17 protein-coding genes are annotated in these 24,178 nt (G+C 44.0%); 6 read left to right on the top strand and 11 right to left on the bottom strand.

Annotation, left to right across the window (positions count from 1 at the left end; all coding sequences use genetic code 11):
• Positions 1 to 155 precede the first annotated feature (155 nt).
• Together BLQ81_RS05070 and BLQ81_RS05065 are read left to right on the top strand one after the other, a co-directional pair.
• A complete protein-coding gene (locus BLQ81_RS05070; RefSeq protein WP_092728870.1) occupies positions 156 to 524 on the top strand; it encodes a BlaI/MecI/CopY family transcriptional regulator in 369 nt (122 codons plus the stop codon).
• Entirely contained in the window at positions 521 to 2,173 is a 1,653-nt protein-coding gene (locus tag BLQ81_RS05065) for a M56 family metallopeptidase (protein WP_092728869.1), read from the top strand. The genes BLQ81_RS05070 and BLQ81_RS05065 overlap by 4 nt, the downstream gene beginning before the upstream one ends.
• A gap of 7 nt (positions 2,174 to 2,180) precedes the next feature.
• Here the strand turns inward: BLQ81_RS05065 and BLQ81_RS05060 are convergent, their stop codons facing one another.
• From BLQ81_RS05060 to BLQ81_RS05050, 3 genes are all read right to left on the bottom strand, one after another.
• The gene (locus tag BLQ81_RS05060; protein ID WP_092728868.1) at positions 2,181 to 3,320 is read right to left on the bottom strand and encodes a glycosyltransferase family protein; all 1,140 of its coding nucleotides are present in this window, start codon (positions 3,318 to 3,320) and stop codon (positions 2,181 to 2,183) included.
• Between the two features lie 96 nt (positions 3,321 to 3,416).
• The gene (locus BLQ81_RS05055; protein WP_092728867.1) at positions 3,417 to 4,286 is read right to left on the bottom strand and encodes a UDP-2,3-diacylglucosamine diphosphatase; all 870 of its coding nucleotides are present in this window, start codon (positions 4,284 to 4,286) and stop codon (positions 3,417 to 3,419) included.
• 201 nt (positions 4,287 to 4,487) lie between these two features.
• Positions 4,488 to 4,727, bottom strand: coding sequence for a hypothetical protein (locus BLQ81_RS05050; RefSeq protein ID WP_092728866.1), 240 nt, complete (start codon positions 4,725 to 4,727; stop codon positions 4,488 to 4,490).
• 201 nt (positions 4,728 to 4,928) lie between these two features.
• Here BLQ81_RS05050 and BLQ81_RS05045 point away from each other — a divergent pair, with 201 nt between their 5' ends.
• Both BLQ81_RS05045 and BLQ81_RS05040 read left to right on the top strand, forming a co-directional pair.
• Positions 4,929 to 7,403: a S9 family peptidase gene (locus BLQ81_RS05045; RefSeq protein WP_092728865.1), complete on the top strand. Its 2,475-nt coding sequence runs from the start codon at positions 4,929 to 4,931 to the stop codon at positions 7,401 to 7,403.
• 537 nt (positions 7,404 to 7,940) lie between these two features.
• Positions 7,941 to 8,987: a zinc-binding metallopeptidase family protein gene (locus tag BLQ81_RS05040; RefSeq protein WP_092728864.1), complete on the top strand. Its 1,047-nt coding sequence runs from the start codon at positions 7,941 to 7,943 to the stop codon at positions 8,985 to 8,987.
• A gap of 61 nt (positions 8,988 to 9,048) precedes the next feature.
• Here BLQ81_RS05040 and BLQ81_RS05035 read toward each other — a convergent pair whose 3' ends face one another.
• The 7 genes from BLQ81_RS05035 to BLQ81_RS05005 form a co-directional block, all read right to left on the bottom strand.
• Positions 9,049 to 10,578, bottom strand: a complete 1,530-nt coding sequence (locus tag BLQ81_RS05035; protein ID WP_092728863.1) for a glycosyltransferase family 39 protein — start codon at positions 10,576 to 10,578, stop codon at positions 9,049 to 9,051.
• Positions 10,579 to 11,085: 507 nt separating this feature from the next.
• Entirely contained in the window at positions 11,086 to 14,190 is a 3,105-nt protein-coding gene (ccsA, locus tag BLQ81_RS05030) for a cytochrome c biogenesis protein (RefSeq protein ID WP_092728862.1), read from the bottom strand.
• A 23-nt stretch (positions 14,191 to 14,213) separates the two neighbouring features.
• Positions 14,214 to 15,533 (bottom strand): alginate export family protein, encoded by a 1,320-nt coding sequence (locus tag BLQ81_RS05025; RefSeq protein ID WP_092728861.1) that lies wholly within the window; start codon positions 15,531 to 15,533, stop codon positions 14,214 to 14,216.
• Positions 15,534 to 15,545: 12 nt separating this feature from the next.
• Entirely contained in the window at positions 15,546 to 17,039 is a 1,494-nt protein-coding gene (nrfA, locus tag BLQ81_RS05020; RefSeq protein WP_092728860.1) for an ammonia-forming cytochrome c nitrite reductase, read from the bottom strand.
• Position 17,040: 1 nt separating this feature from the next.
• Positions 17,041 to 17,682, bottom strand: coding sequence for a cytochrome c nitrite reductase small subunit (nrfH, locus tag BLQ81_RS05015; protein WP_092728974.1), 642 nt, complete (start codon positions 17,680 to 17,682; stop codon positions 17,041 to 17,043).
• A gap of 315 nt (positions 17,683 to 17,997) precedes the next feature.
• Positions 17,998 to 19,341, bottom strand: a complete 1,344-nt coding sequence (locus BLQ81_RS05010; protein WP_092728859.1) for a sensor histidine kinase — start codon at positions 19,339 to 19,341, stop codon at positions 17,998 to 18,000.
• Complete coding sequence (locus tag BLQ81_RS05005) at positions 19,331 to 20,713, bottom strand: sigma-54-dependent transcriptional regulator (protein WP_092728858.1); 1,383 nt, start codon at positions 20,711 to 20,713, stop codon at positions 19,331 to 19,333. Before BLQ81_RS05005 ends, BLQ81_RS05010 begins: the two co-directional genes overlap by 11 nt.
• Before the next feature lie 182 nt (positions 20,714 to 20,895).
• On the opposite strand from BLQ81_RS05005, the gene BLQ81_RS05000 reads away from it, so the two are divergent.
• Positions 20,896 to 21,321, top strand: a complete 426-nt coding sequence (locus BLQ81_RS05000; RefSeq protein WP_092728973.1) for an FKBP-type peptidyl-prolyl cis-trans isomerase — start codon at positions 20,896 to 20,898, stop codon at positions 21,319 to 21,321.
• Positions 21,322 to 21,505: 184 nt separating this feature from the next.
• On the opposite strand, the gene purB is transcribed toward BLQ81_RS05000, so the two are convergent.
• Positions 21,506 to 22,849, bottom strand: a complete 1,344-nt coding sequence (gene purB / locus BLQ81_RS04995) for an adenylosuccinate lyase (protein WP_092728857.1) — start codon at positions 22,847 to 22,849, stop codon at positions 21,506 to 21,508.
• A 223-nt stretch (positions 22,850 to 23,072) separates the two neighbouring features.
• On the opposite strand from purB, the gene BLQ81_RS04990 reads away from it, so the two are divergent.
• Positions 23,073 to 24,176 carry a ferredoxin--NADP reductase gene (locus BLQ81_RS04990; RefSeq protein ID WP_092728856.1) on the top strand — a complete coding sequence of 368 codons (1,104 nt, stop codon included), beginning with the start codon at positions 23,073 to 23,075 and terminating at the stop codon, positions 24,174 to 24,176.
• Positions 24,177 to 24,178: the final 2 nt, after the last annotated feature.

Here is a 24,178-nt window from a genome sequence, read left to right as displayed (position 1 = left end):
ACCTGCTTTTTGCCAAACGCATTTTTTACAAGAGGCATGCAGTCAGTTGATTTTGAATTTTTTACCGTTTGAATTAAAATGAAATAAATTTTGATCTACTCTTGTAGAGTTGATTTATTGCTCTACATTTGTAGAGAACGTTGCTAATTCTGAACATGAAACTTACTCCTACCGAAGAAGAACTGATGAATCACCTGTGGAAGCTCAAACGTGCTTTTATGAAAGATCTGCTGGAATCTTATTCTGAACCCAAGCCTGCAACTACCACGATTTCCACCCTTCTGACCCGGATGCAGGAGAAGAACTTTGTCGGATACGATACGGCAGGCAAACTCCGGGAATATTATCCCTTAGTGAGTAAGGAAAACTACTTTTCCAAGCATCTCAACGGATTGATCAAGAACTTTTTCAATGACTCTCCGGCTCAATTCGCCTCATTTTTTACAAAAAAAACCGAGCTGACTCAGGAGGAACTCCTTCAACTCAAAGAAATTATAGATGACCAATTAAACAGCAAAAAATGATAAGCTATCTCATTAAGTCTGCAATTTGCCTGGTTATTTTGCTGTTGGTTCACCGCCTGCTTTTGCAGCGGGAGGCGATTTATCAGTTCAACCGATTTTTCCTTTTGGCTGCGGTGATGGGATCTTTTTTGATTCCTTTGATCGAGTTGGAAGTAGCTGCTGAAGTACCAATTGTTTTTTCTGAGGATGCACTTCAGGAAGTGGAATTTTCTCCTGATTTTAAATTGCATACTGATCTTGCTTTGGCCTCCGATTTTGTCCCGGAAACTGAGTTGGCGGCAAAGTCTTTTGATTGGAATTTGCTTTTTTGGTCGCTTTATGGATTGATCACCTTGGTTTTTATGATTCGATTCATTCGAAATATCAAGTTGCTGCTGGACAAAATCAACCAAAACATCCATGTTCAATTTCGGGGAGAAACTCTGGTTTTGCTCAGTGAAAAGAGCCTTCCCTTTTCTTTTCTGAGTTACATTTTTGTTTCCAGAGACTATTTCGAGTCTGATCAACTCAGTGATGCAATTTTTGCACATGAGCAAGCCCACGTTCGAGGTCGACATACTTGGGACAACTTGTTGATTGAGTCCTTACTGGTACCATTTTGGTTTCATCCCGGCCTATACCTTGCACGACAAGCCATTAAGCTGAATCATGAATTCATCGCCGACGAAGCCGCACTTCTGGTCACTCCATTGGATCAATACAAAACTTTCCTGCTTGCCATGATGAGTCCAAGACAAAGTACAGGATTGGCCAGCAGTCTTAATTTTTCCCTCACCAAAAAACGATTTGAAATGATGAAACGAAGTTCAGCAAATTCGGCCAAATGGGTCAAAATCCTTTTTATCCTGCCAGTTTTTGCAGTTTTGGTTTACTTTTTTAGTGAAAAGGTAACAGCGCAAGCGGAAGAAGGTGGAAACTTCGAATCCGGAGAAGTCCAGGCTAACCAAAAAGATATTGAAATCGGGATTCTCCTTAGAGCAGATAACAAAATTGAAGTGGATGGGCAAATCATTGTGATCCAAGAATTGGCTGAGTTGGTCAAATCAAAAAATCCCGAGAATACACTTGTACGGTTTTCTGCTGCGACTGATGTGGATATGGGCTTTTTGTCAGATGTTCAGAAGGTTTTGAGGGAAAATGACCTTAGAAGGGTGATTTATGAGGATGTTAAAGTTCAAAAAGTAAATCAGGTTGATACTGTCTACACAATTCTCTACGGTCGTCCTCTCTATACGCCAGCTGGATTTGAAAATAACTATGGGGAAAATTCAAGTTTCGGAAAGAAACCAATAGGTGGAACGATAACTATTGGCAGTGTAAGTCCTAAAAGCACAAAGGCTACAAGTTCAATTACAGAGCCTGTTGATTCATACATCCCGAGCAGTACAAGCTATCAAAAGCAAGCCACGGAATTCCAACTTAAAATCACTAAGTCCGGTATTTTTACCCAACCTACAAATGAGGAAATTGAAGAGCTCAGGACACAATTCTTAGCTTTGGATCAGACCTACTTTAACCTTTCCATGGAAGATCGAAGAAAAGTACAGCGGGCGAGTTTTCCTTACGCCAAAATTGAAAAAGACGGTCGGATTACCTATAAAAAGTTTGAACTCCTGACTCCGGAAGAACGGAATGCACTGGGTTGCTAAGCCTGGATCAGCCCAGTGCAGGAATTGATTCCTTAGGGAAAATTGATTGGCCTTCCTGCTCTTGAGCAAAAGCTTCTAAAGTCAATTCCCGGAATACCATTGGCCAGAAATCAACCCAATTTTTGTACAGTAAGGATGCTTCGGCATCCTTTTTTTGTAGGCTCTCCAGCTTGGCGAAATCAAAGTTTTCCGAAGGGATTCCCACACCCGAAGCTTCCGCATCCAAGGCATTGCAGGCCTGTTCGTACTGCCCTGCCACGGGAATCATCATCACAGGCTTTCCTAGATATTTGGCCTCACATACCGATTCAAATCCTGCGGTACACACCAATCCTTTGCAATTGGCCATGTCCTGAAGGAAGTTTTTGTCATGAACTCGATGAAAGCTCAGATTTGAAAGTGGAAACTCGGTTTCGGCAGCTTCTTTTTTATCCCAATAAGCTTTGATCTGAAGGTGAGGATTTGCTTCCGCAAAATATATAACCTCTTCTGCATACCCTGGATTGACCATGTACGCCAAATAAAAATCTCCTTGTTTTGAATCCAGAAGCTTCACTTCAGGCCTAAGTAGCGGCGGAACGACCCTCAGGTTTTGTTTTGCATAGCGGATTTGGGGCAGAAAGCTAAGTGCTAAGCGTTCATCCGCACCCAAACTTGTCAATGCAGTGTTGAGTCGAAAAAGAAATTTGTCAAACGGTCTGTTCGGAGCAAATTGGAAGCTTGGATGATCGATCAAGTATTGATGTCCTATTACCCAAAACTTAGCTTTTGGACGGTAAATAAAATTGTAAAGTCCACCCAACAGGTCGTAAAAATTCAGAATAACATCCGGGTTTTTGGCTTCAACAATTTGGTCGGTCGCTCTTAGACTTTTTTGAAAAGTCTTCAGCTTCAGACTGTTTTTCAGAATGGTTTTTCGGATCGAAACTTTCTTTTGATTCTCGTCAGTTTCGAAGTTTGGGCTATCTATCAAATAGATCGGAGCGCTGATTTCCCGCTCAAAAAACTCCGGTACTGCCCTTCGTTTGCTTTTTCCCAAAATCACTCCAACCAGTCTGTGACCATTCGTTTCCAATAGTTTGCCAAATGCAATCGCCTGGGTCATGTGACCTCTGCCTTCTCCCTGAACGATAAAAAGGAAATTCATATGATTATAATTTGATTTTCAGTGGCCATATGGAATCTTCGCATGACAGATAATCATTCCTCTGTGTGACAATCTAGGGTCATGCTCGATTTCATTTTATAGACGGTAAGAAGGTGGATTGTCGTCTTCTTTGAATGATTCGAAGGAAACTTTGCGCAACGGAATCACAGGTCGCTCTTCCTCAAAAAAACCAAGGCTAGTTTGTGCCTCAATCTGAATGCTTTTGAAATCAATTTCATTGTAATAGATCAGTTGCCAATTGCCTTCGTGATCTTCGGCCAAGGCGCTCATCGTTTCCACCCAATCGCCTGAATTCATGTATTCGATGCCATCGATAATTCGATTTTCCGCTTGGTGAATGTGACCGCAAATAATACCGTCACAGCCTTTTACTCGCGCCATTTTTGCCAGTTCGCTCTCGTATTGATCCACGTAGGATACGGCAGATTTTACTTTTCCTTTGATGTACTGAGAAAGTGAGAAGTAGGGCAGTCCGCTCTTTCTCCGGTAGTGATTCACTACCCGATTGAGCCAAAGTAAAAAAGTATAGCCGATGTCGCCTACATAGGCAATCCACCGCAGATTGGTCGTCACACTGTCAAAAACATCTCCATGCGTGATGAAGTATTTTTTCCCAAAAGACTCGTAGATCATGTCAGTTTGGATGCGGAGTTTTCCGATTTGTAAGGGCAGGATTTGCTCCAGAAAGTCGTCATGATTTCCTCGAAGATAGAATACATTTGTACTGTGATTTTCGATCATTTTTAGGATCCGGTTAAAAAATCGGGTGTGCTTTCTTTTCCAGCTTCCGGATTTTTTGAGTTGCCAACCGTCGATGATGTCGCCGTTGAGGATGAGGTTCTTGCAACGGTACTGTTTCAGAAATCGGGCAATTTCCTTGGCTTTGGAGCCTTTGGTACCTAAGTGAACGTCAGAGATGACGATGGTTTTGAAATCAGTCTTCACACTATTGGTTTTGATCGAAAGCTACCGCAGTGATATGAATCCATAATGTTTAGGTTGTTAACAAATTGCTATGAATTCGAAATTTCATTCTGCAAAAATGAAGATAGCATTAAGAGAAGGTGAAAAATGGGGATGGAAGTAAGGATGTTAGGAAGTATGGATATTTGAGACTGAGCGGAAAAGCAGTTGAAAATAAAATAATTAGATTATTTCCTTCTCAAAAAAATCAGATGGACTCAAAATTTCTTGCGTAAGTCCTCTTGATTCCAATTTCGAACGAAGTTCATCAAGATATTCCAATACTTTTTCTTTATCCCCTCGACCGAGTGCCTGCTTAATTTGACTTTCAATTAATTCGGAAAATTCTTTTTTAAAATCAGCAGAAGCATCCTCCCATGCCTTTGCCAAATCAGCATTAACTTCAATACTTATCTTTTCCATATATATTTTTTTTAAGCAATTTAACGAAAAAGGAGGAGTTATGATTCTTTGAAAAACTTGAAGTTTGAACCCCCTCCTAGAACAAACCCAGGTCGAAGGTCACCGGACATCGGACACCGAGACATTGAAATCTTTTACTCAAGCGGTTAAAAAACTTGGAGTTGACTTTTTAGTTTCGAGACTGAAACTAAAATCACCACGATGAGAAAAATTTTACTGTTGTGTGGGCTCATTCTGATTAATCTATCAGTTCTGGCTCAGGAGACCGTTTACAAGGGAAATTATGAGCTTGCTGCCCGCTTCTCGCCCGAAAAAATGAGAAAAATGCTCTTTTCTACCAGTGTGGATCCCCATTGGATGAAGAAGTCTGATCGCTTTTGGTATGAATATGAGACTTCAGACGGCAAAAACTGGTACGTAGTAGATCCAGTCAGAAAGACTAAAACCCAACTTTTTGACAAGGACAAACTGGCCGCTGAAATCACCAAAGCGGTCAAAGACCCTTTTGACGGGCAGCATCTCAAGCTCGACGACATGAAACTTTTGGAAGATGAAAACACCATCCGGTTCAAAGTGAAAAGCACGCAGGATGTATTGAAAAAGGACTGGGCTGAGATCAAAGCCAAAAACAAGAACTCGAAAGACTCACTGGAAAAAAAGGTTCACACCTTCCTGTACAACATCAGCACGCAGCTGCTTTCTGAAATAGAAACTGAAAAAGACCCAAAGCGTCTGGCCTGGGCAAATATTGCTCCGGACTCCTCCAAGGTGGTTTTTGTGAAGGAATACAACCTTTATTGGATGGATAAAGCCAACTTTCTGAAGGCTGTAAAGGATGAAAAAGACTCCACCATTGTCGAAAATCAACTCACTGCTGACGGCGAGGAGGATTATGAATACGGTTTTGGTGACCGGGGCGACGACAACGAAGAAGTCGAGAAGAAAAAGAAAGACCGCAAGCGCGCCGGAATCCTTTGGAGTACTGACAGCAAGCAGTTTATCCTCACCCGAACCGATCAGCGCAAAGTCAAAAACCTCTGGGTGATTCACAATACACGAGACCCACGTCCGACACTGGAAACATACAAGTACGCGATGCCGGGTGAGAAAGAGCAGCCACAAACTGAGCTTTTGCACTTCTCATTCGATTCCAACAAACTGAGCAAATTACCAATCGCCACGTTCAAAGACCAAACCGTAAGCCTTTGGTCCAAAACACCTCCTGCCAATACACGGGATGATGATTTCCGGCCCACACTTTGGCTGGGAAATTTGAATGAATTCTACTTTGCAATCACTTCCCGTGATTTGAAAAAAGTAGATGTAATTCGATGGAATATTGCCTCCAATCAAAAGGAGTTGGTCATCGAGGAGCGAAGCAATACCTACATCGACTTTGAAAAGCTTGAAATCGCCGGAAATGACCTGATCTGGTGGTCAGAGCGTGACGGTTGGGGGCATTTTTACCTTTATGGCAAAGACGGTTCGCTTAAGCGTCAATTAACCTCCGGCCCTTACCACACCGCAGGTGCCGCAAGATTGGATGAGAAATCACGCAGACTATTCTTCACTGCCAACGGCCGTGAAAAAGGCGAAGATCCTTACTATGAGCACATGTACAGCGTGAGTTTGGATGGCGGGGCAGTGACCTTGCTCAATAAGGGTGATTTCAACCACGACATCAGCATCAATGATAATGCGACTTTTTTCGTGAATAATTATTCCAGAGTAAATACCGCTCCGGTTTCCGTCTTGATGGATCGTAGTGGAGCTAAAATCATGGATTTGGAAACTGCCGATCTCAGCCAACTTTTTGCCGCAGGCTACAAGTTTCCCGAGCCGTTTAAATTTAAGGCAGACGATGGAGTCACCGACTTGTATGGCGTGATGTACAAGCCATTCGATTTTGACTCCACGAGAAAGTACCCGATCATCCAATATGTATATCCAGGACCTCAGACAGAAGCAGTCAATAAGGCTTTTGGAAGAGGATTGGACAGAACAGATCGTTTGGCACAGTTTGGATTTGTGGTCGTGACATTGGGTAATCGCGGAGGACATCCTGCCCGCTCGAAGTGGTATCACAATTACGGCTATGGATCATTGAGAGATTATGGTTTGGCGGATAAGAAAGCGGCGGTGGAGCAATTGGCAGACCGTCACCCGTTTATTGACCGAAACAAAGTCGGAATTCACGGGCACTCGGGAGGTGGATTTATGTCCACGGCAGCGATGCTGGTCTATCCGGATGTGTTTAAGGTTGCAGTTTCCTCAGCGGGAAATCATGAAAACAATATCTACAACCGCTGGTGGTCTGAGAAGCATCATGGTGTGCAGGAGCGGATCCTTCCAAGTGGCGACACAACTTTTGTCTACCAGATTGAGAAAAATCCGGATTTGGCCAAAAACCTAAAAGGACATCTGATGCTCAGCACCGGTGATGTCGACAACAATGTGCATCCTGCCGGTACCATCCGCATGGCCAATGCCCTGATTAAAGCCGGAAAGCGATTTGAGTTGGTGATGCTTCCGGGCCAAAGACATGGCTATGGAGATATGACTGAATACTTCTTCTGGAAAATGGGAGACTATTTCGTGCAGCATTTACTTGGTGACAATACCCCTCCTCCGGTCGATATGATCGAGATGCAGCGGGATAAACCTAAGGATAAGTGATCAATAGGCAGTAAGCGGTAGGCAACTTTCGATAACCTTTGAGTGCGCTGTGGCGTACTCGAAGGTTTTTTTTGCTGCAATTTTTTTTTCACCACAAAGTTCTCAGAGAAAAAGAGTTTCAAGAATTAACCTTTATAATGGTCTTTTTAACTTTTTGACGCATTTATTTTTTTTCAAGGTCACAGAGAAAGCTAAAGCTTTTTGAATTTTGCCCCAAAGCCCAGTATGGGCGACCGATAAATATCCAGGGGTTAAAACCCCTGGATAGTAGAATTCCATTCACCCCCGCCCTGGCGCACAATTATTATTAGGAATAGGAATGCAGATGCCAGCGCAATACGATAATTTTTTTTTGCCACGAACGCTAAGTAGCGCAAAGGTTTTACACCAAAAGTTCATAGGAAACAAGGAAATAAAATATCTCTGCTTTTTCCGCGCCTATGCGGTGAATTTCTAGACCGGGAATATGAAATCAGATTTACCTATCCTTTGGCATGTTTAGCAAGTACCTTTGAATCCAAATCATGCATCAATGCAATGAAAATTTTTGAATGCGATCACTGTCGCCTTGCCCTATTTTTTGAAAATCAACGCTGTGAAAAGTGCGGATATCTGACTGGATATTCACCGGACGATCAGGATATGTTGTCATTCGATCCATCTGTATTGACCTTGGTTTCGGATAAAGACGGAAAGGAATTCCGCTATTGTGCAAACAGGGAATTTGGAGTTTGCAACTGGTTGATACCGATCGAAAAGAACGGGAAGTTTTGCCCTGCCTGCCAATTGAACCGGATCATTCCAAACCTTTCCGATAATGAAAATTTCCAAAAATGGAAAAAATTGGAAGGGGCCAAACATCGCCTGATCTACCAATTGGAGCGATTGAACTTGTCATATGTCAGCAAGCTGAAAGACCTCAATCAAGGAGTTTGCTTTGATTTTTTATCCCGAAATCCAACACATAACCGGATGACCGGACATTCGAGCGGAGTCATTACTATTTTGCTGGAGGAGGCTGACACAGTTCATCTGGAAAAGATGAAGACGCAACTGTTGGAACCGTACCGAACGCTTATCGGGCACTTTAGGCATGAAGTGGGACATTATTTTTGGGATAGGCTGGTGGCGACGGCCCCTGTTATTCTGGAGGAATTCAGAGGGATTTTTGGAGATGAGCGTGCGGATTATGGCCAAGCCTTGCTTCGGTATTACCAGTCCAAATACAATATGGATTGGAAGGGGAATTACATCAGTCAATATGCGGGCTCGCATCCTTGGGAAGATTGGGCGGAAACCTGGGCGCATTACCTGCATATCATGGATATGGCTGAGACCTCTTTTTCTTTTGGGCTCTCTGTAAATCCCAATTTGAATGAGCAATCCCTTGTTGGGAAAATTGATTTTGATCCCTATCAAAACCATGATTTTGGCCAGATCTTCAAGGCTTGGTTTCCCATTTCCTTTGCCATCAACAGCCTTAATCGCTCCATGGGGATTCCGGATGCTTATCCCTTTGTCATCAATGGAGAAGTGATGAAGAAAATGAAGTTCATTCACCGATTGCTTTTTGGGATGAGGTAGGTTATCCTTATTGCAAGTATACTTAGGATCATAATTGCACTTTTTGAATTTTTGGGTAATACTATTCCCGACCTTCCCAAACCTTCTTTTCCTCCGCCACTTCGTCTTTCAAAATCGTATTGATATCGGCTTTTGCACCGCGGAGAAAATGGACTGTAGTGCCCTTTTCCCTTGCTAATGGATAGGTGATTTTACCGATTTCCTGATATTCCTCGAAGAAGTTCAGCTCCCGATCCGTGATTTTTTCGTCTTTTTCCCAAACCAGAATCAGGTTGTCCACCTTCTCCTTCAGGTCAAACCAATACAGGTAGTCGGCATTCATAGTCAAGGCCCGGAGTCCAGGAATTTTCGAGTAGTAATTGATCGCTCCGGCCTGACCATAATTGGAGCAAATGATCATCGTACGGCCGGTTGTGGGCATCATCTGATAGGCTGAATCGACCAATGCCGCCAATTGGCTCCAGCCTACCATATCCGCAAAATCCTGTGGAATTGGATACTCCTTACCATCTTCCCAGCGGTTGAGGCCGAGCAATTCATAAGGAGGAAGATCCTCCAAAATCTGCTGTGGTGAATAATATGGATGAATCAAAGTAAGAGCGGGCAGAAATAAAGCAGGTGGAAGGATCAACAGTACAGGTTTCAGCTTTCTTTTCCAGTCTTTTACAAAAAACTCCGAAAGCCAAACCGACCCAAACCCAAGTAGGATTGGAAAAAGCCCAATGGCATAATATGCCTTGGCTTGGAAGTAGGTGAAGACCAAAAGTGTAAACAGAAAGCTCCAAAAAACGAAGCGATAATCCTTGTACTGCCTCGAAAATCCCAATGCAATCAGGCCTGTCAGCCAGATGAAAATTCCAGGATAAAAGAACAGCAGTTGTTCCATTAGAAAACCCAACCGACTGTTGTTCACCAATTGGTATTTGCTCAGCAGGTTCATGTGAGTCAGAACCGGAAAGTTATTTTGCCACTGCCAGACTAGGTTTGGCGTGACGAGTACAAGTGCAAGAAGGAGTGCAAAATAGAGATGCTTCGATTTGAAAATGCTTCTGTTTGAAGTAATTGCTAATGCCGGAAACAGCCCCAAGGCAAGGAAAAGGATGTTGTATTTGTTGAGAAATCCAATTGCAAAGCTTAGGGCAAGAAAGTAAAGCCACTTTGACTGCCCTGTTTGGAAAAAGCAAACCAGCGTGTAAAAAACTAAGCTCCAACAAAGTACATCGAGGGAATTGGGTTGGAACAAAATATTCATTCGGATCAAAGCCGAACAAAGCAAAGCGATGGCAGACAGACTTTGGGCATACAAGTTTCCTCCTAGCCTTTTCACCAAATCCCATACCACCCAAATCGTCAGTGCCCCAATCAATGCGGGGAAGAAGCGAACCCAAAATTCCCCATTTCCTAGCCATCTGATCAAAACAGAAATCCATGATGTCACCGGAGGCACAGATAAATATCCCCAAGCCAAATGATCCGCCTGATCCAGATGCAAGAATTCATCCCGCTGCAAGTCAAAGTCCGGGTGCACGACGGCGTATTGAATGGCGAATTTGAAAAGGATGAAAAAGAGGAGGAGGTAACCGGGTTTCATGATCGAAAATAATCGAATTATTAAAATTCTTCGTTACAAAAGCTAAGCTTGACCCGAGTGAATAATCACCCGGCGATACTCTTTTTTCAGAATGGTATAATTCACCGAACCATCAAATCTGTAGATTGGCATGCGGCTCTGGGTGAAAATACAGATACTTTTATATGTATGTACGGAACTTTGCCAGTAGCTTTTGAATAGACTTAAAATTACCTAAAAACACCAAAAGTTAGACTTCATCGGACATCGGACACCCGACATCCGGCCCAAATGAGTTATTAAATTTGCTTACTGGCAGAATAGCGTATAATCATATACTTTTATTAGGCTGGTATATAGTCACTTCTCAAACCAAAAAAAGTTCGACAACTCCTATAAACGCTGTGCACATCTATCGATGGATTCAGGTGCCTTGGATTGGTTCCTTTTTTTGTTGTCCATGGGTTTCATCCTTGGCTCTTCCACGGCGGATCTGGTCTTGAGAGGGTTGAGCCTGTCGGCCGCATATTAAATCATTAGATCTTGCTTTTCCTGAAAAGTGAGTTTTCGGTAGCGAAAAACAGCTATTACTGAAATCACCAATAGGATTCCTGTCAAAACAAATACCCATTGAGGTACGGGAACGGGATCTCCTTTGGCATAGGAATGAAGACCAGACAGGTAATAATTCACTCCAAAAGAGGTCATAATGATGGACGAAAACCCCCAAAGACTGGACAAACTGAAGGTGATAGCTGAGCGGGTCCCAGGTATTAACCTTAGGTGTAAAATGATGGCGTAAACTAAAATAGAGATAAGTGCCCAAGTTTCCTTTGGATCCCAAGCCCAGTACCTTCCCCAGCTTTCATTAGCCCATACTCCACCCAAAAATGTACCTACTGTCAATAAATAGAGACCGATTGTAATTGACAATTCATTGACTGCGATGAGTTCTTTTTGGGCCTTCCACCAATTGGAAGTTGGATTGGCAGGTTTGAAGATCAGCAGGAACAGACTGAGTAATCCAATGATGGCAGAAAGCCCCAAAGGAGCATATCCGCTTACTATGATGGCCACATGAATTTTGAGCCAGTAAGAATTCAAGACTGGCATCAGGTTGGTGATTTCCGGATTGAGCCAGTCCAGGAAGCTTACGAAAAGCAAGGTGCCCGAAAACAGAAGCGATAAGGGAACGGTCAGTTTGGACTTTCCGGAGAATGCCAATCCTGACAGGAGTACTCCCCAAGCTACGAAAACAAGCATTTCAAAACCGTCGCTCCAAGGTGGATGTTTGGCGATAAACCAACGCATTCCTAAATGGATCGTGAAGACAAGCCAGCCTATCCATGCTAGGACAGTCCCAGATTTCCAGATGATTTGGAGGGCTTTTCCTTGGTAGAAAAGAAATAGAATTCCAGTGAAAAGCATGATTACTCCCAGAAGCCAAAAGACTCCAAACAGCCTATTTCCCAGATTGATCTGAGTGTAGAGCAATTCAGTATCGATGAGGATTTGGTCGGGGTAAACTTCTGAACCGGCTTTTCGCTGATACAAGTCTATGTATCCCAATGCTTCATCTGCTTCGGACCAATCCCCTGTACTGAGGGCGGATTTGAGAGAATTGAGATACATCCCACCGATGTTTTTTACAAAAATCGCATCCTCCTCCTCAAATCCCTGGGTAAATTGCTGGCTTGTGAACCAGGTATTGTTCCCGTCGAGTCGGTTAGGATAAAGTTTTAAAAAATCTCCTGTTAGCAGACCATAGAATATATTAAATCGCTCATCGACTTTGAGCAGTTCATTGTGGCCTTCGGTACGTTGTGAAGGTTTGAGTTTATTGGCTTCCTCTACTTGATTGCTGAGTTTATAGTCACCATCCTCAGTCACAAAATCCAAAAAGCTCAGGTGTGATGAGGAAGGTTTTCCAAGGTATTGAAAGATTTCAGCAGATTTTTTCTGATCGATTTTAATCAGAGGAAGCTTGCTCCACCCTTCAGGATCAAGCTGTGCAGCGAGTAAAAATTGCTCCGGATTGAGTTGGGTCTTCCCAGTTGGAAGGACAAGTTCGATGCGGGACTTTCCGTAGATTTTGCGGACGATCTCATGAGATAGAGTATTGAGTGGCTTCATCCTTCCATCCAGATCCTGGACGATTAAGCGCCCGTATGCAGCGGCTTTTTCCTCAGGAACTACCCATACCCCTCCTGTGGAGTCCTGTGCGGCCACAGGGAGTGAAGCAAAAGCAAAAATTCCGATTAGAATTCCCACCTTATTCAATTTTCCCAGTTTGAGAAGGATCAGGCTAAATCTACTCCCTTTTATAAAGAGTGCCCAAAACATCGCTATTGTCAAAAGGGAGTAGCCAAAGTATGTAATGTAAGTTCCAGGTCGATCCTGATTGATGGAAAGCACGGTTCCACCTTCATCCGAATCATAGGAGGACTGATAGAAACGATAGCCTTTGTGATCCAAGACATTGTTCATATAGATTCGAAATGGCCATTCTTCTCCTTTATCCTGTACCATTACCTCACTGGCATAGCTGGAAGGACTGCTTGAGCCTGGATACCGCTCCAACTGAAAATCATTCAGGTAAATCGAAAAGGGGAGTTGCTGAGCCTTTGGGCCATAAGTAAATCGGAATGATTTTTCTCCATAAGTAAAATTCACCCAGTCCGGGTTTCGGTTAACTTTCAGGAAATACCCTGTTTTGAGGACTTTCTGGTCTGGACCAAGCACTGAAATTTTTACCCCGTCGAGGTAATCTTTGGCTATTTTTTCATTGGGCTCTGGCACCAAAATTTGCCTGACATTTTCTCTGATGGAGCGGATGACCAAGGCACCGGTTTCCCATTGGTATAGGGTACGAAGTTTCAGTGTGCCCAGACTGTCTGCTTCCATGGTTCCCATTTGCTGCGTACTCATCTCCATCAGCTGGAGCGGTAATTTACTCAGGAGTTGCCAATCAGGCTGGCCTGGGATCAATTGAATCTGAGCTTTCGGATTGGCAGCAGTACTGAGCAGAAGTTCTCCAACTTGGAGGTTTTGTCCTTTTTTGAGCGTGAAATCCTGACGGTTTCCTTTGTCCAAAACTGATATTTCAAGAAGCGTTTCCTCTCCGGCGGCAAATTCCTGCCTTGCACCTTTGATGTATTCCTCGGCTTTGAGCTCGAATTTTATTCCGTCCAGAGTCATCGGATAGCTTTTGACCTCGAATATTTTGGGAATAAATTCCTGATTGCTGAGAATCAACTGATCTGAATCGTCTGCGAGTTGCAGGTAATTTTCGGCACTATAGAAGGTGTTTTGAGACTGTCCTTCGCGGATATGCATTACCCCTTCCCGGCTGAAAAACCGAGTGACTCCAGCCCCGATTACAATGATGATAAAAGCTATGTGAAACAGTCCTACGGCCAGTTTTTCTTTGGAGAGCAAACGGTATTTTCCTATGTGAAAAATAAAATTCAGCGCTAGCCAAGCCATCATCAGCTCAAACCACCAAGCTTCATAGACCAATTCTCTGGCTACCAGTGTTCCATTATCGTTTTCTATAAAAGTAGCCACTCCCATAGAAATTGCGAGTGTGAGTAATAAGCCAAGGCTGATTTTAGTGGAAAAAAGAAACTTCATAGTTTGTTTTTGGTATTAGATGCTTATTGAAGCACTCCGATGAATTTTGCCTTGCTGGTAGGTCTGAAGACAAACATTAAGTAGGCCCAGTTTTGCTGATTTTCCAAATTAACTGGTTGGATTGCCTCCAGCGTTTCTGTGAAGAAGAATTGGCTATAACCGCCCTGAAGGGAGACTGATTCGTTTAGAATCCATCCAAAGGTGAAATCCAGTTCAGATCCCAATTTATTTTCACTCAGTGCTCTAAATTCCCGATCTACAGCTTGGGAGTAAGTGTAAAAAAGATGGAAATCAGTCTGAACCCAGAATTTGGGGTTGAATTCATACCGGCTTCGAAGGTAATAATTTTTAAGCCCTACGCTGTTTTCCCAGGCGTTTGCGACATAAAACCAATCCATATATCCGTTGAAAAGGTGGTTGGTTCCATATTGCAGCGCATAGGAGGTGTTTTTTTCCTGACCTCTGGCATCGCTGCCGCTGATGAATTCAAACCCCACAGTGGCCCTCAATTTTTTTCCGGTTTCTACTTGATTGATCAACAGTCTGCTGAATTGGGCCGAAGTGTTGAATGCTGAGACTGTTTTTCCGGTAATATCCTCTCCAAATTGGTAATAGAAGTAGCCACTCAGGGTGGATTTACCAAGATTTGTTCGGAGTGTTGGGATTCCTAAAGTTTGACGGAAGCGTGTACCTTGTGCCACTACTGTCCCTGTGGAATTTTTAGTTGACCACTGTCTTCCTTCATTCCAAAATAACAGGGAGTAATCTACTTTACCCAAGACATTTTCATATCGAATCAGCTGTGCAGCACGATACTGGTTAGGAATGGTGTAGAGGTTTCCGCTCAGTTTTTGACCGTCTTGATTGAAGCCTCCCCCAAAGTGAAACTTAGCTTTTTCTTTTTCATATTTCATCAACGCAAAATCATGGGATCGAGCCTGAAGGGCCCAGTCAAGATTACCAAGAAAGCGGGCATTATCGTAATTGAGTTCCTGTCGTCCTAATTTCAATTTCCAGTTTTCTCCGAATGAAGTTTCTGCATACGCTTCGTGAACAGAAAGAAAATCGTCCGAAATTTTAGTCTGCCCCGTATTCCCCCAAGTACGGATATCCTGGATGCTCATGTGAAAGTTGAACCGATCCACTTTGTATTCGGCTTGGATTCTGGCTCGATGGGCAATGAAACCTGCCGGATCCAAGTTTTCAGCAATCGGCATATTGTATCCTTTTCTGAATTCGCTGCGGACGATAAGTTGGCCATCCACCGTAAATTGGGCAGAGCTGTGCAGTGGAACCAGCAACATTAGGGTTGCCAGTCCGAATAAGATTTTTGAAAGATTCATAAGGTGGGTAGATTATCTGCTGCTCACAATTTTCGCGGGCTTTTGGGCTTCTCTAGCTTTTCCTTCCTTGAGCCATTGCGGAATTACTTGATCCATAAAGGTGACCTTGGCCGCTTTTTCTTTTGGAATATCCAACCCGATGTAAGCCTGAAGGGCTTCTTTACTGGTAAAATCCGGCATGGGTACAGGTTGATTATAACCCAAAGTGGCCAGTAAGCGAGTGAGTTCAATTCTGGCTTCCTGAATTATTGCGGTAGCAGAGGAGACGATGCGGCTGGTCTCTAAAGGTGCGTGAAAAGCCGCCCCGTGAGAGGCTACGGAATAGTCCCATCTCCATTGAGCATGACGAATTTTCTGTTGAATTCCTTTCATCTGTACTTCAGTTGCTCCGAGTTCTAAGGCTTTAGCTGCTTCGATATGTGCCATGGCAATCTGTCTTTGTACCGCATTGGTACCCTCCTTGATTTTTCGTTGCCTGTCATAGACATCAGTGATCAGGTCCTGAACTTTTTCCCTGTGGCAGACAAAGCAGGAGTTTTCAATATTTGCCAAAGGAGAGCCGATTTGGTGATTGGTGAATTTTTGTCCTCCCTCAGTCTGAAAGGGCATATGACAATCGGCACAACTGACCCCCCGCTTGGCGTGAACTCCCATTTGGTAGATTTCATAGTCCGGATGTTGTGCTTTGACCATTGGAGTTTTGCTCAAGGCATGAGTAAAATCAGAAAATTCGATTTTGTCGTAGTAGGCTTCTACATTTTCTACTTCCATACCGTTTTTCCAAGGAAAAGTGAGGTAAGCGGCTTTTTCCTGACCAGGACGCGTCTTGTCAAAATAGTATTCAACATGGCATTGGGCACATACCAAGGAACGCATTTCTTGATGCGAGGCTTTATTGATGTCTTTTCCCATTGCTTCAAAAGCCTCAATCAAGGCCGGGCGGGTGATGGTCAGTTGCATCGTCTCGGGATTGTGACAATCTGCACATCCAATTGGATTGATGGCTTGAGTGCCCATATCCGAGAATTTCTGGCTGTAATATTCCGTCACTCCCATTTCACTCATGAGTCGGGGCACGTCTGTACTCTTACAAGTCCAGCAAGTAGAAGGCTGAGGTCCCTCCCCGGGCACCATTGGAGAGCCTACCCGTAGGGTTTTGTGGATATCTTCGATTGCCCATGCGTGACCTTTGGGTGCATTGTAATCTTTGGAAAATCCATACCCAGCCCAAAGGATTACCAGATCAGGTTCAGAAGCTAATACATCCTTGTGACCCGATGTTCCAAACATGCTTTTAAAGGTAGTGTCCTGAGTTTTTCTGTAAGACTGGTACTGTCGGGGGTAGTTGAGTCCCCAAATGGAATCGCGGGGCTCGATTCCTTCCAGTTTGACTTTTGGCTGATAGCTGTATTTGGCCTCGGACCTACGTTCGAAGATATTGGCTGCCAAGATTGCCAGTAGAAAAACAATGACAGCCGTGCTGATAAAAAGGATCCAATTTTTCATATTATCTGGGGGTGGATTTGACAGTATTCATGGATTCTTTCAACCATTTTGGGATGATTGAGAGATCCTCTGGAGTATATTCTTTAATGGGTTCTATTTGTGAGCCAACGGCCGAAAGGCTTCTGACCCTGCCATGAGGCACATCGCGGTGGCATTCCCAACAGGTACGGTCAGTGCGGTTAGCGGTATGATCAGCCACAAAAGCTTCCAGTTTTGCATCAGTTACCTGATCTTGATGACATCGGATGCAGTTGTTCTGAATGACTTCGATAGAGGGAGTTCTGGCCTGTATGACTTCAGGTTCACCACGCATGGTGAATACTGAGGCATGGTAAAGTCCGTCTTTAGCTTTGAAAAAATACTTATTGGCTATGTTGTTATGCGGGACATGGCAATCATTGCAATGGGCTACTTCCCGATGGGAGCTGTGAGTCCAAGTGATGTATTGAGGAGCCATGATATGGCAGTTTACGCAGGCTTGGGGATCGTCAGAGAGATAGGAGGTAGCATTACTGAGCCTTAGCAGAAAAAATCCCAAACCGAAAATTGAAGCGACTAAGAAGATGGCAGCAGGTCTCCATTTTCTCGGTGGGATCAGACTTTTTTCGAATAAGAAGCGCTTAAATTTAGCCGGTAAAGACACAGTAGAAAAATTTTTGTTGACCAAAGCTACGAATTGAAAATCTTTCAATTCATGATCAAAATCAGGTTTAAAAAAAAAAGATTTTTTTATCCCTTTTTATTCGGGATTGGAATTATGGGATTCTCAGTAATTCTGCCTGTATGCTAAAAATGAACTTGAAAAGTAGCGGATAATCGTCAGAAGACGACTAACCTCACTTGTCCTCTGTGGCGGAGTCCTCAGCTTTTTTTATCAGACTCCAATCTCATTCAGGTCTTTTTTATTCCACTTAGCCGGAAACCAACTTTAAAAACTTCCTGCGACTACCCTCTGATTTTACCCGTTAAAAATCAATTTAAAAGTCGTCCCTTCTCCCAAGATAGAGCGAACTTGGATGTTGCCTTTATGACGGCGCATGATCTGCTTGGAGAGACTGAGACCGATGCCCGAACCTTTCTTTTTGGTGGTGAAAAAAGGGATGAAGATTTTGCCCAAAGCTTCTTCTTCGATGCCTTTTCCCGTGTCGCTGACCTCCAAAATGATCTTTCCTGCTTCATCAATAAAGGCACTTAGCTTGATCACTTTTTCCTCGGAATCTTCCACCGCCTGAATGGCATTTTGCAGCAGGTTGATCATCACCTGCTCAATCTGCATCTGATCGCCAAATAGGATCAACTCCTTCGGATTCAGATCCTTTATGAATTTTATTCCCTTCGAGTCCAGCTGATTTTGCAGCAATACTTCCAGCTGGTCAAACAATCTGGAGATTCCGATACTGCCGAATTTTGGTGTGGGAATTTGTGCCAAACTACGAAAATCCGACACAAAGCTGATCAGCCCTTCGCTTCGCTTTTCGATCGTGGTGATGCCCAGGAGACAGTCTTCCATATCGGTTGGATTAAGGGGTTCATTGTGATCCATTTTGTGTTCGATTTCTCCTTTCAGTGTACGCGCCAAGGAAGAAATCGGCGCAATGGAATTCATAATCTCATGCGTAAGCACCTTCACAAGGTTTTGCCAAGCTTCCATCTCTTTCTCTTCAAGTTCAGATTGGATGTTTTGAAGGGAAACCAATTTGAAGCGCTCGCCACGCATCAGCAATTCGATAACGTAGACTGATAGCTGCATAATCCCGTCAGGATGGGAGATTTTGATCAGCTCGGAACCTCCGGTGCGGAGGTTTTTGATAGCGAGATGAAGTTCCTTATTGATGCTTTCGATCTCACCGACGTTTTTGAGGTCGTCCACATTCAGTATTCGCTTGGCTGCGACGTTGAGGATCTGGATTTCCCCATTTTCCCCAAACGTGATCAAGCCAATACTCAGGTGCTTGAATACCGACCGAAAGTACTGGTAATTCGCTTCTTTTTCTGCCTGATCCTCTTTCAGTTTCGCCAAAATGGCATTGAACTCGATGTGCAGGTCATCTGTCTCCGTCCCATCAAATTTCACAGGATAGAGCTGGGAATACTTATCCTGCTTGATGTTATCGAGGAAAAGACGGACTTTTTTGAAGGAACTTTCGGAATAGCGAACGAGGAAAATAATCTGAAAAACCACCAAAATCAGGAATAGGGAAATCATAAAGACTCCCCAATAGTCGATCATGGCGTACGCAAGCAAAAACAACGAAGCTGCGACCAAGGCGATCCGGCCCAGCAACCCAACTCTATAATCCATATTTTTCTAATCTTCTATAAAGCGAAGCTCGGGTAAGTCCGAGTTCTTTTGCCGCTTTGGAGATGTTTCCGCCGTTTTTGTCGATTGCCCGTTGGATGGTGCTGCGCTCCATGTCGTCCAGATTGAGCGTCACTGCTGTTGGGGCTTTTTCGGAGGAGGGCTTTGCCGAAAGGAAAAAGAAATCCCGTGAATCCAGCTCAACTCCTTCGGCCATGATGATAGCCCGTTCGATGGCATGTTGCAATTCGCGGATATTACCCGGCCACTGATACCGTTGCAAAAGTTCCATGGCAGCGGGCTTGAAACCGGTGAAATTCTTTCGGTATTTCTGGGAGTAGCTTTTGAGGAAGTGATTGGCCAAAGTCGGGATGTCGTCCTGTCGTTCGCGAAGCGGTGGAAGGAAAATCTCCACCGTGTTGATCCGATAGAGCAAATCCTGACGAAACGTGTTTTCCATTACCATCTCATGCACGTGCATGTTAGTGGCACAGATTAGACGGATATCGACAGGAATGGCTTTGTTGGTACCAATGCGCGTCACTTCTCTTCGCTGAAGTACAGTGAGGAGTTTGGACTGAAGTGGCATGGAAAGGTTTCCGATTTCATCGAGGAAAAGGGTGCCCTTGTCAGCGATCTCAAATCTGCCGGCTCGGTCGTCCTTTGCGTCAGTAAATGCGCCCCGTTTGTGACCGAAAAGTTCCGATTCAAAAAGTGTCTCGGTGATCGCTCCCATATCTACGCCGACGAAAATCTCGTCTTTGCGGAGCGAACGGTCATGAATCGCCCGGGCAATGAGTTCTTTTCCGGTTCCGTTTTCTCCCAAAATCAGCACATTGGCATCCGTCTGAGCGACTTTGTCAATGATTGAAAAAATATTCTTCATCGAGGCACTTGCACCGATGATGTCGGCGTAAGGCTTCTTGAGGTCGGTTTGAAGTTGTTTTTGCTTTTTTTGAAGCTTATCTACTTCATCATAGCTTTCCTTGAGTTTGATGGCTGAAGATAGGGTAGCAATTAATTTTTCATTTTGCCAAGGCTTCAGGATAAAGTCGGTTGCTCCTTCTTTGAGCGCCTGCACAGCCATTTCCACGTCTCCAAATGCAGTGATCAAAATCACAACAGCCTTTGGATCAATCTCTTTGATCTGTTTTAGCCAGTAAAAACCTTCCTTGCCCGAAGTGGTGTCTTCCCGGAAGTTCATATCCAAAAGGATGACATCGTAGCTGTTGTTATTGATCAAAAAGGGAATTCTTCGGGGATCTTTTTCGATCATTACCTCTTTGGCGTGCTTTTTCAGAAGCATTTTTGCTGCAAAAAGCAAGTCTTCGTTGTCGTCAATGATTAGAATCTTTCCTAAGTTTTGGGCTTCCATGATTGATTGTTTGGTTCTTTTAGGGGGAAAATGGTGCCAAGTACAAATTAGGCGAATAGAGGGCTTTTTTTCTTAAAAAATGTCCGAAAATGTACAGAAATATACTGTTTTCGGACAGAAGTGTTCGATTGGGCAGACAATTTGATTTTCATTATCTTTGTCAATCACAAAAACAAAATAATATGCAAGCTAAAAAAGGGGATGCCGTGACCGTCCACTACACCGGAAGACTGGAGGATGGAAGTGTTTTTGATTCATCGGTTTCCCGTCAACCGCTTGGCTTCACGCTGGGCGATGGAAACATGATTAGGGGTTTTGACGCTGCCGTGTATGGCATGGTCATAGGCGATAAGAAAACTGTAACGATCCCTGCGCCTGAGGCCTATGGTGTGCGTCGTGAAGATATGATGATAGATGTGCCGCTAAGCCAAGTTCCGCCGAATATTCAGCCTGAAATCGGTCTTCAGTTGACACTACAGGGTGGTGGTGGACAGCCGATGCAGGTGACTGTGGTGGATATGACAGAAGAGAAAATCGTCCTCGATGCCAATCACGACCTGGCTGGCAAGGATTTGATTTTTGACATTGAGTTGGTGATGATTAACTGATTAATAAAATCCGCGGAGATCTGCGACTTTTTCCGCGTCAATCTGCGGGAAATTTATAAAAACTATCTAAAAAAAACCGATAGAGAACCTTCTATCGGTTTTTTTGTAAAAGTATGTGGATTATTTCCCGCTGATAAACGCAGATTGGAACGCTGATTATCGCAGATTTTTTTCCTGTTAAATCTCAGATTCCGGTATAATTAAAAGGCGTAATAGCCTTCAATTCTTCTTTGATTTCATCCGAAATCGACAAACCATCCACAAATTCTGAGATCGATGCCTGAGTGATTTTGGAATTGGTGCGGGTCAGGTCGCGAAGTGCTTCGTAAGGTTTTGGAAAGCCTTCCCTGCGCAGAATGGTCTGAATCGCCTCTGCTACCACAGCCCAGTTTTCCTCCAGGTCTGCGTTAATTGCGGCACGGTTCAATTCGAGTTTACCCAATCCTTTCTGCAGGGACTCAAAGGAAATCAGCATGTGGGCCAAAGGGACTCCAATCACACGAAGCACAGTGCTGTCAGTTAAGTCGCGCTGTAATCTGGAGATAGGGAGTTTGGCTGCTAAATGCTCAAATAGGGCATTGGCAATACCCAGGTTTCCTTCTGCATTTTCGAAGTCGATTGGATTTACCTTGTGTGGCATGGCGGAAGAGCCCACCTCTCCGGCCTTGATTTTTTGCTTGAAATAATTCATCGCCACATATTGCCAAATGTCTTTGGAAAGGTCAAGCAGAATGGTGTTGATCCGCTTCAAACCGTCAAAAGTAGCCGCAATATTATCGTAATGCTCGATCTGTGTCGTTGGATAGCTGCGTTCCAGTCCGAGGTAATTTTCCACGAAGTGAAAAGCAAATTCATTCCAATCCATATCAGGATAAGCCACCTGATGCGCGTTCATATTCCCTGTTGCACCGCCGAATTTGGCAGAATAGGGAACTTGCTCGAGGAGTTCGATCTGCTTTTTCAAGCGGACGACAAAGACGTTGATTTCTTTGCCCAACCGGGTAGGAGAGGCTGGTTGGCCGTGCGTTTTGGCGAGCATGGGGATTACGCTCCATTCTTCGGCGAGATCTGTCAATCTTTCGATAATCTCTTCCAAAAATGGCATAATCACCTCTTGAAGGCCATTTTTTAGCATTAGGGGAGTTGCTGTATTGTTAATGTCCTGAGAAGTCAAGCCAAAGTGAATGAACTCCTTGAATTCTTCAAGACCCAGCTGATCGAACTTTTCCTTTAAAAAGTATTCAACCGCCTTCACGTCATGATTGGTCGTGCGTTCGGTAATCTTAATCCATTCGGCATCTTCGAGGCTGAACTGTTTAACGATTGCGCGAAGTTTCGGAAATAAGCCGTGATCAAAATCTGCAAGTTGAGGCAAGGGAAGCTGACAGAGGGCAATGTAATATTCGACTTCGACATGCACCCGGTACTTAATCAGGGCAAATTCAGAGAAAAAGGCTCGAAGTGGTTCGGTTTTGCCAGCGTAGCGACCATCTACCGAGGATACGGCTGTCAGGGCAGATAATTCCATTTTTTTAGAGTTTGCTTCGAATAGATGATTCAGGTCCGATTTTCGGAGGTCGCAATTTAGGTTTTTAGTGCCAAAATCAGGTCGGAGAAAAGATTATTATCACTCAGAGCCAAACTTACTTTTCCGATTTGGGGTTTTGATGGGGAATTTCTCAGGGAAGTGCGCAATAAAACCGACTTGGGGCTTAATTTTGCAGCCAAATTAACGATCAGATCAATTCCAGATGTTCAATTTATTTAAGAAAAAGAAAGAAGAGCCAAAGGCAAATGCCTATTTGCCATTGAAAGTGCGGGAGGTAGTAAGGGAAACAGAAGATACGGTCTCCCTATATTTTGAGCAACCGGAGCCTATATTGGATTATAAGCCGGGTCAGTTTCTGACTTTGGTGATGGAGTTCAACGGGAAAGAGGAGCGCAGATCGTATAGTCTCTGCACCTCACCATTTGTAGACCCTTTTCCCGGGATCTCCGTGAAACGGGTAGCCGGCGGACTTTTTTCCAATTTCCTCAATGAAAAGATCTTCCCTGGCAAGACGATTAATGTCCTTAAGCCACTTGGGCATTTCACTACGGATTTTCACTCCAAAAACAGAAGACATTTCTTCCTGATCGTCGGAGGCAGTGGGATTACCCCGATCATGGGAATTCTAAAAACAGCCTTGGTCAATGAGCCGAATTCCATCATCACGCTGATCTACTGCAGTCGGAATGAGGAGCAGATTATTTTCAAAAATCAGCTGGGGTTACTCGAAAAGGCCAATCCGGACCGATTGAAAGTAATTCACAATCTCAGTAAGCCCTCCGAAAGTTGGACAGGACTGAGCGGAAGACTTTCTTCCGAATTGCTACGGGAGCTTTTCCTGAGAGCTGAATACGAGCAACGTTATGAGGAGGTATATTTCATGTGCGGTCCTGACGGGATCATGGACATCGCTCAGGATGTGCTGAATGAGTTGGAAATAGACAAAGAGAGAATTCACCGGGAAAGTTTCTTTTCTGCTGCAGCTCATCAGGCACATGAGGAAGCACTCAAAGGCATCAATGTCGGGGTTCTTTCAAGAGACGTGACGATTGTGCTGGAAGGGGATGAGCATCTGGTTACTGTCAATCCGGGTAAAACGGTGTTGGAATCAGGACTGAGTGCAGGTCTGAATATGCCTTACAGCTGTCAAAGTGGGCTTTGTACAGCTTGCCGAGGAAAGCTATTGAGCGGGCAAGTGAAGATGGATGAGGATGCGGGCTTGAGCGAAAAGGAAATCGCTGCAGGTTATGTGCTATGCTGTGTGTCAAGACCTTTGACAGATGACATCAAAATCACCATCGAATAAAT

It is taken from the genome of Algoriphagus alkaliphilus, assembly GCF_900103735.1.
Classification (GTDB): domain Bacteria; phylum Bacteroidota; class Bacteroidia; order Cytophagales; family Cyclobacteriaceae; genus Algoriphagus; species Algoriphagus alkaliphilus.
Note: the sequence above shows the minus strand (reverse complement) of the source record. Positions and strands in the feature narration are given on the sequence as shown.

Bases quoted from the DNA above. Each gene is read 5' to 3' on its own strand.
- BLQ81_RS05035 (WP_092728863.1), bottom strand. From the start codon at position 10,578: ATGAAACCCGGTTACCTCCTCCTCTTTTTCATCCTTTTCAAATTCGCC.
- BLQ81_RS05005 (WP_092728858.1), bottom strand. From the start codon at position 20,713: ATGGAAGCCCAAAACTTAGGAAAGATTCTAATCATTGACGACAACGAA.
- purB (WP_092728857.1), bottom strand. From the start codon at position 22,849: ATGGAATTATCTGCCCTGACAGCCGTATCCTCGGTAGATGGTCGCTAC.
- BLQ81_RS04990 (WP_092728856.1), top strand. From the start codon at position 23,073: ATGTTCAATTTATTTAAGAAAAAGAAAGAAGAGCCAAAGGCAAATGCC.
- BLQ81_RS05040 (WP_092728864.1), top strand. From the start codon at position 7,941: ATGAAAATTTTTGAATGCGATCACTGTCGCCTTGCCCTATTTTTTGAA.
- BLQ81_RS05065 (WP_092728869.1), top strand. From the start codon at position 521: ATGATAAGCTATCTCATTAAGTCTGCAATTTGCCTGGTTATTTTGCTG.
- BLQ81_RS05025 (WP_092728861.1), bottom strand. From the start codon at position 15,533: ATGAATCTTTCAAAAATCTTATTCGGACTGGCAACCCTAATGTTGCTG.
- BLQ81_RS05000 (WP_092728973.1), top strand. From the start codon at position 20,896: ATGCAAGCTAAAAAAGGGGATGCCGTGACCGTCCACTACACCGGAAGA.
- BLQ81_RS05010 (WP_092728859.1), bottom strand. From the start codon at position 19,341: ATGGATTATAGAGTTGGGTTGCTGGGCCGGATCGCCTTGGTCGCAGCT.
- BLQ81_RS05050 (WP_092728866.1), bottom strand. From the start codon at position 4,727: ATGGAAAAGATAAGTATTGAAGTTAATGCTGATTTGGCAAAGGCATGG.
- nrfA (WP_092728860.1), bottom strand. From the start codon at position 17,039: ATGAAAAATTGGATCCTTTTTATCAGCACGGCTGTCATTGTTTTTCTA.
- ccsA (WP_092728862.1), bottom strand. From the start codon at position 14,190: ATGAAGTTTCTTTTTTCCACTAAAATCAGCCTTGGCTTATTACTCACA.
- BLQ81_RS05070 (WP_092728870.1), top strand. From the start codon at position 156: ATGAAACTTACTCCTACCGAAGAAGAACTGATGAATCACCTGTGGAAG.
- BLQ81_RS05045 (WP_092728865.1), top strand. From the start codon at position 4,929: ATGAGAAAAATTTTACTGTTGTGTGGGCTCATTCTGATTAATCTATCA.
- BLQ81_RS05060 (WP_092728868.1), bottom strand. From the start codon at position 3,320: ATGAATTTCCTTTTTATCGTTCAGGGAGAAGGCAGAGGTCACATGACC.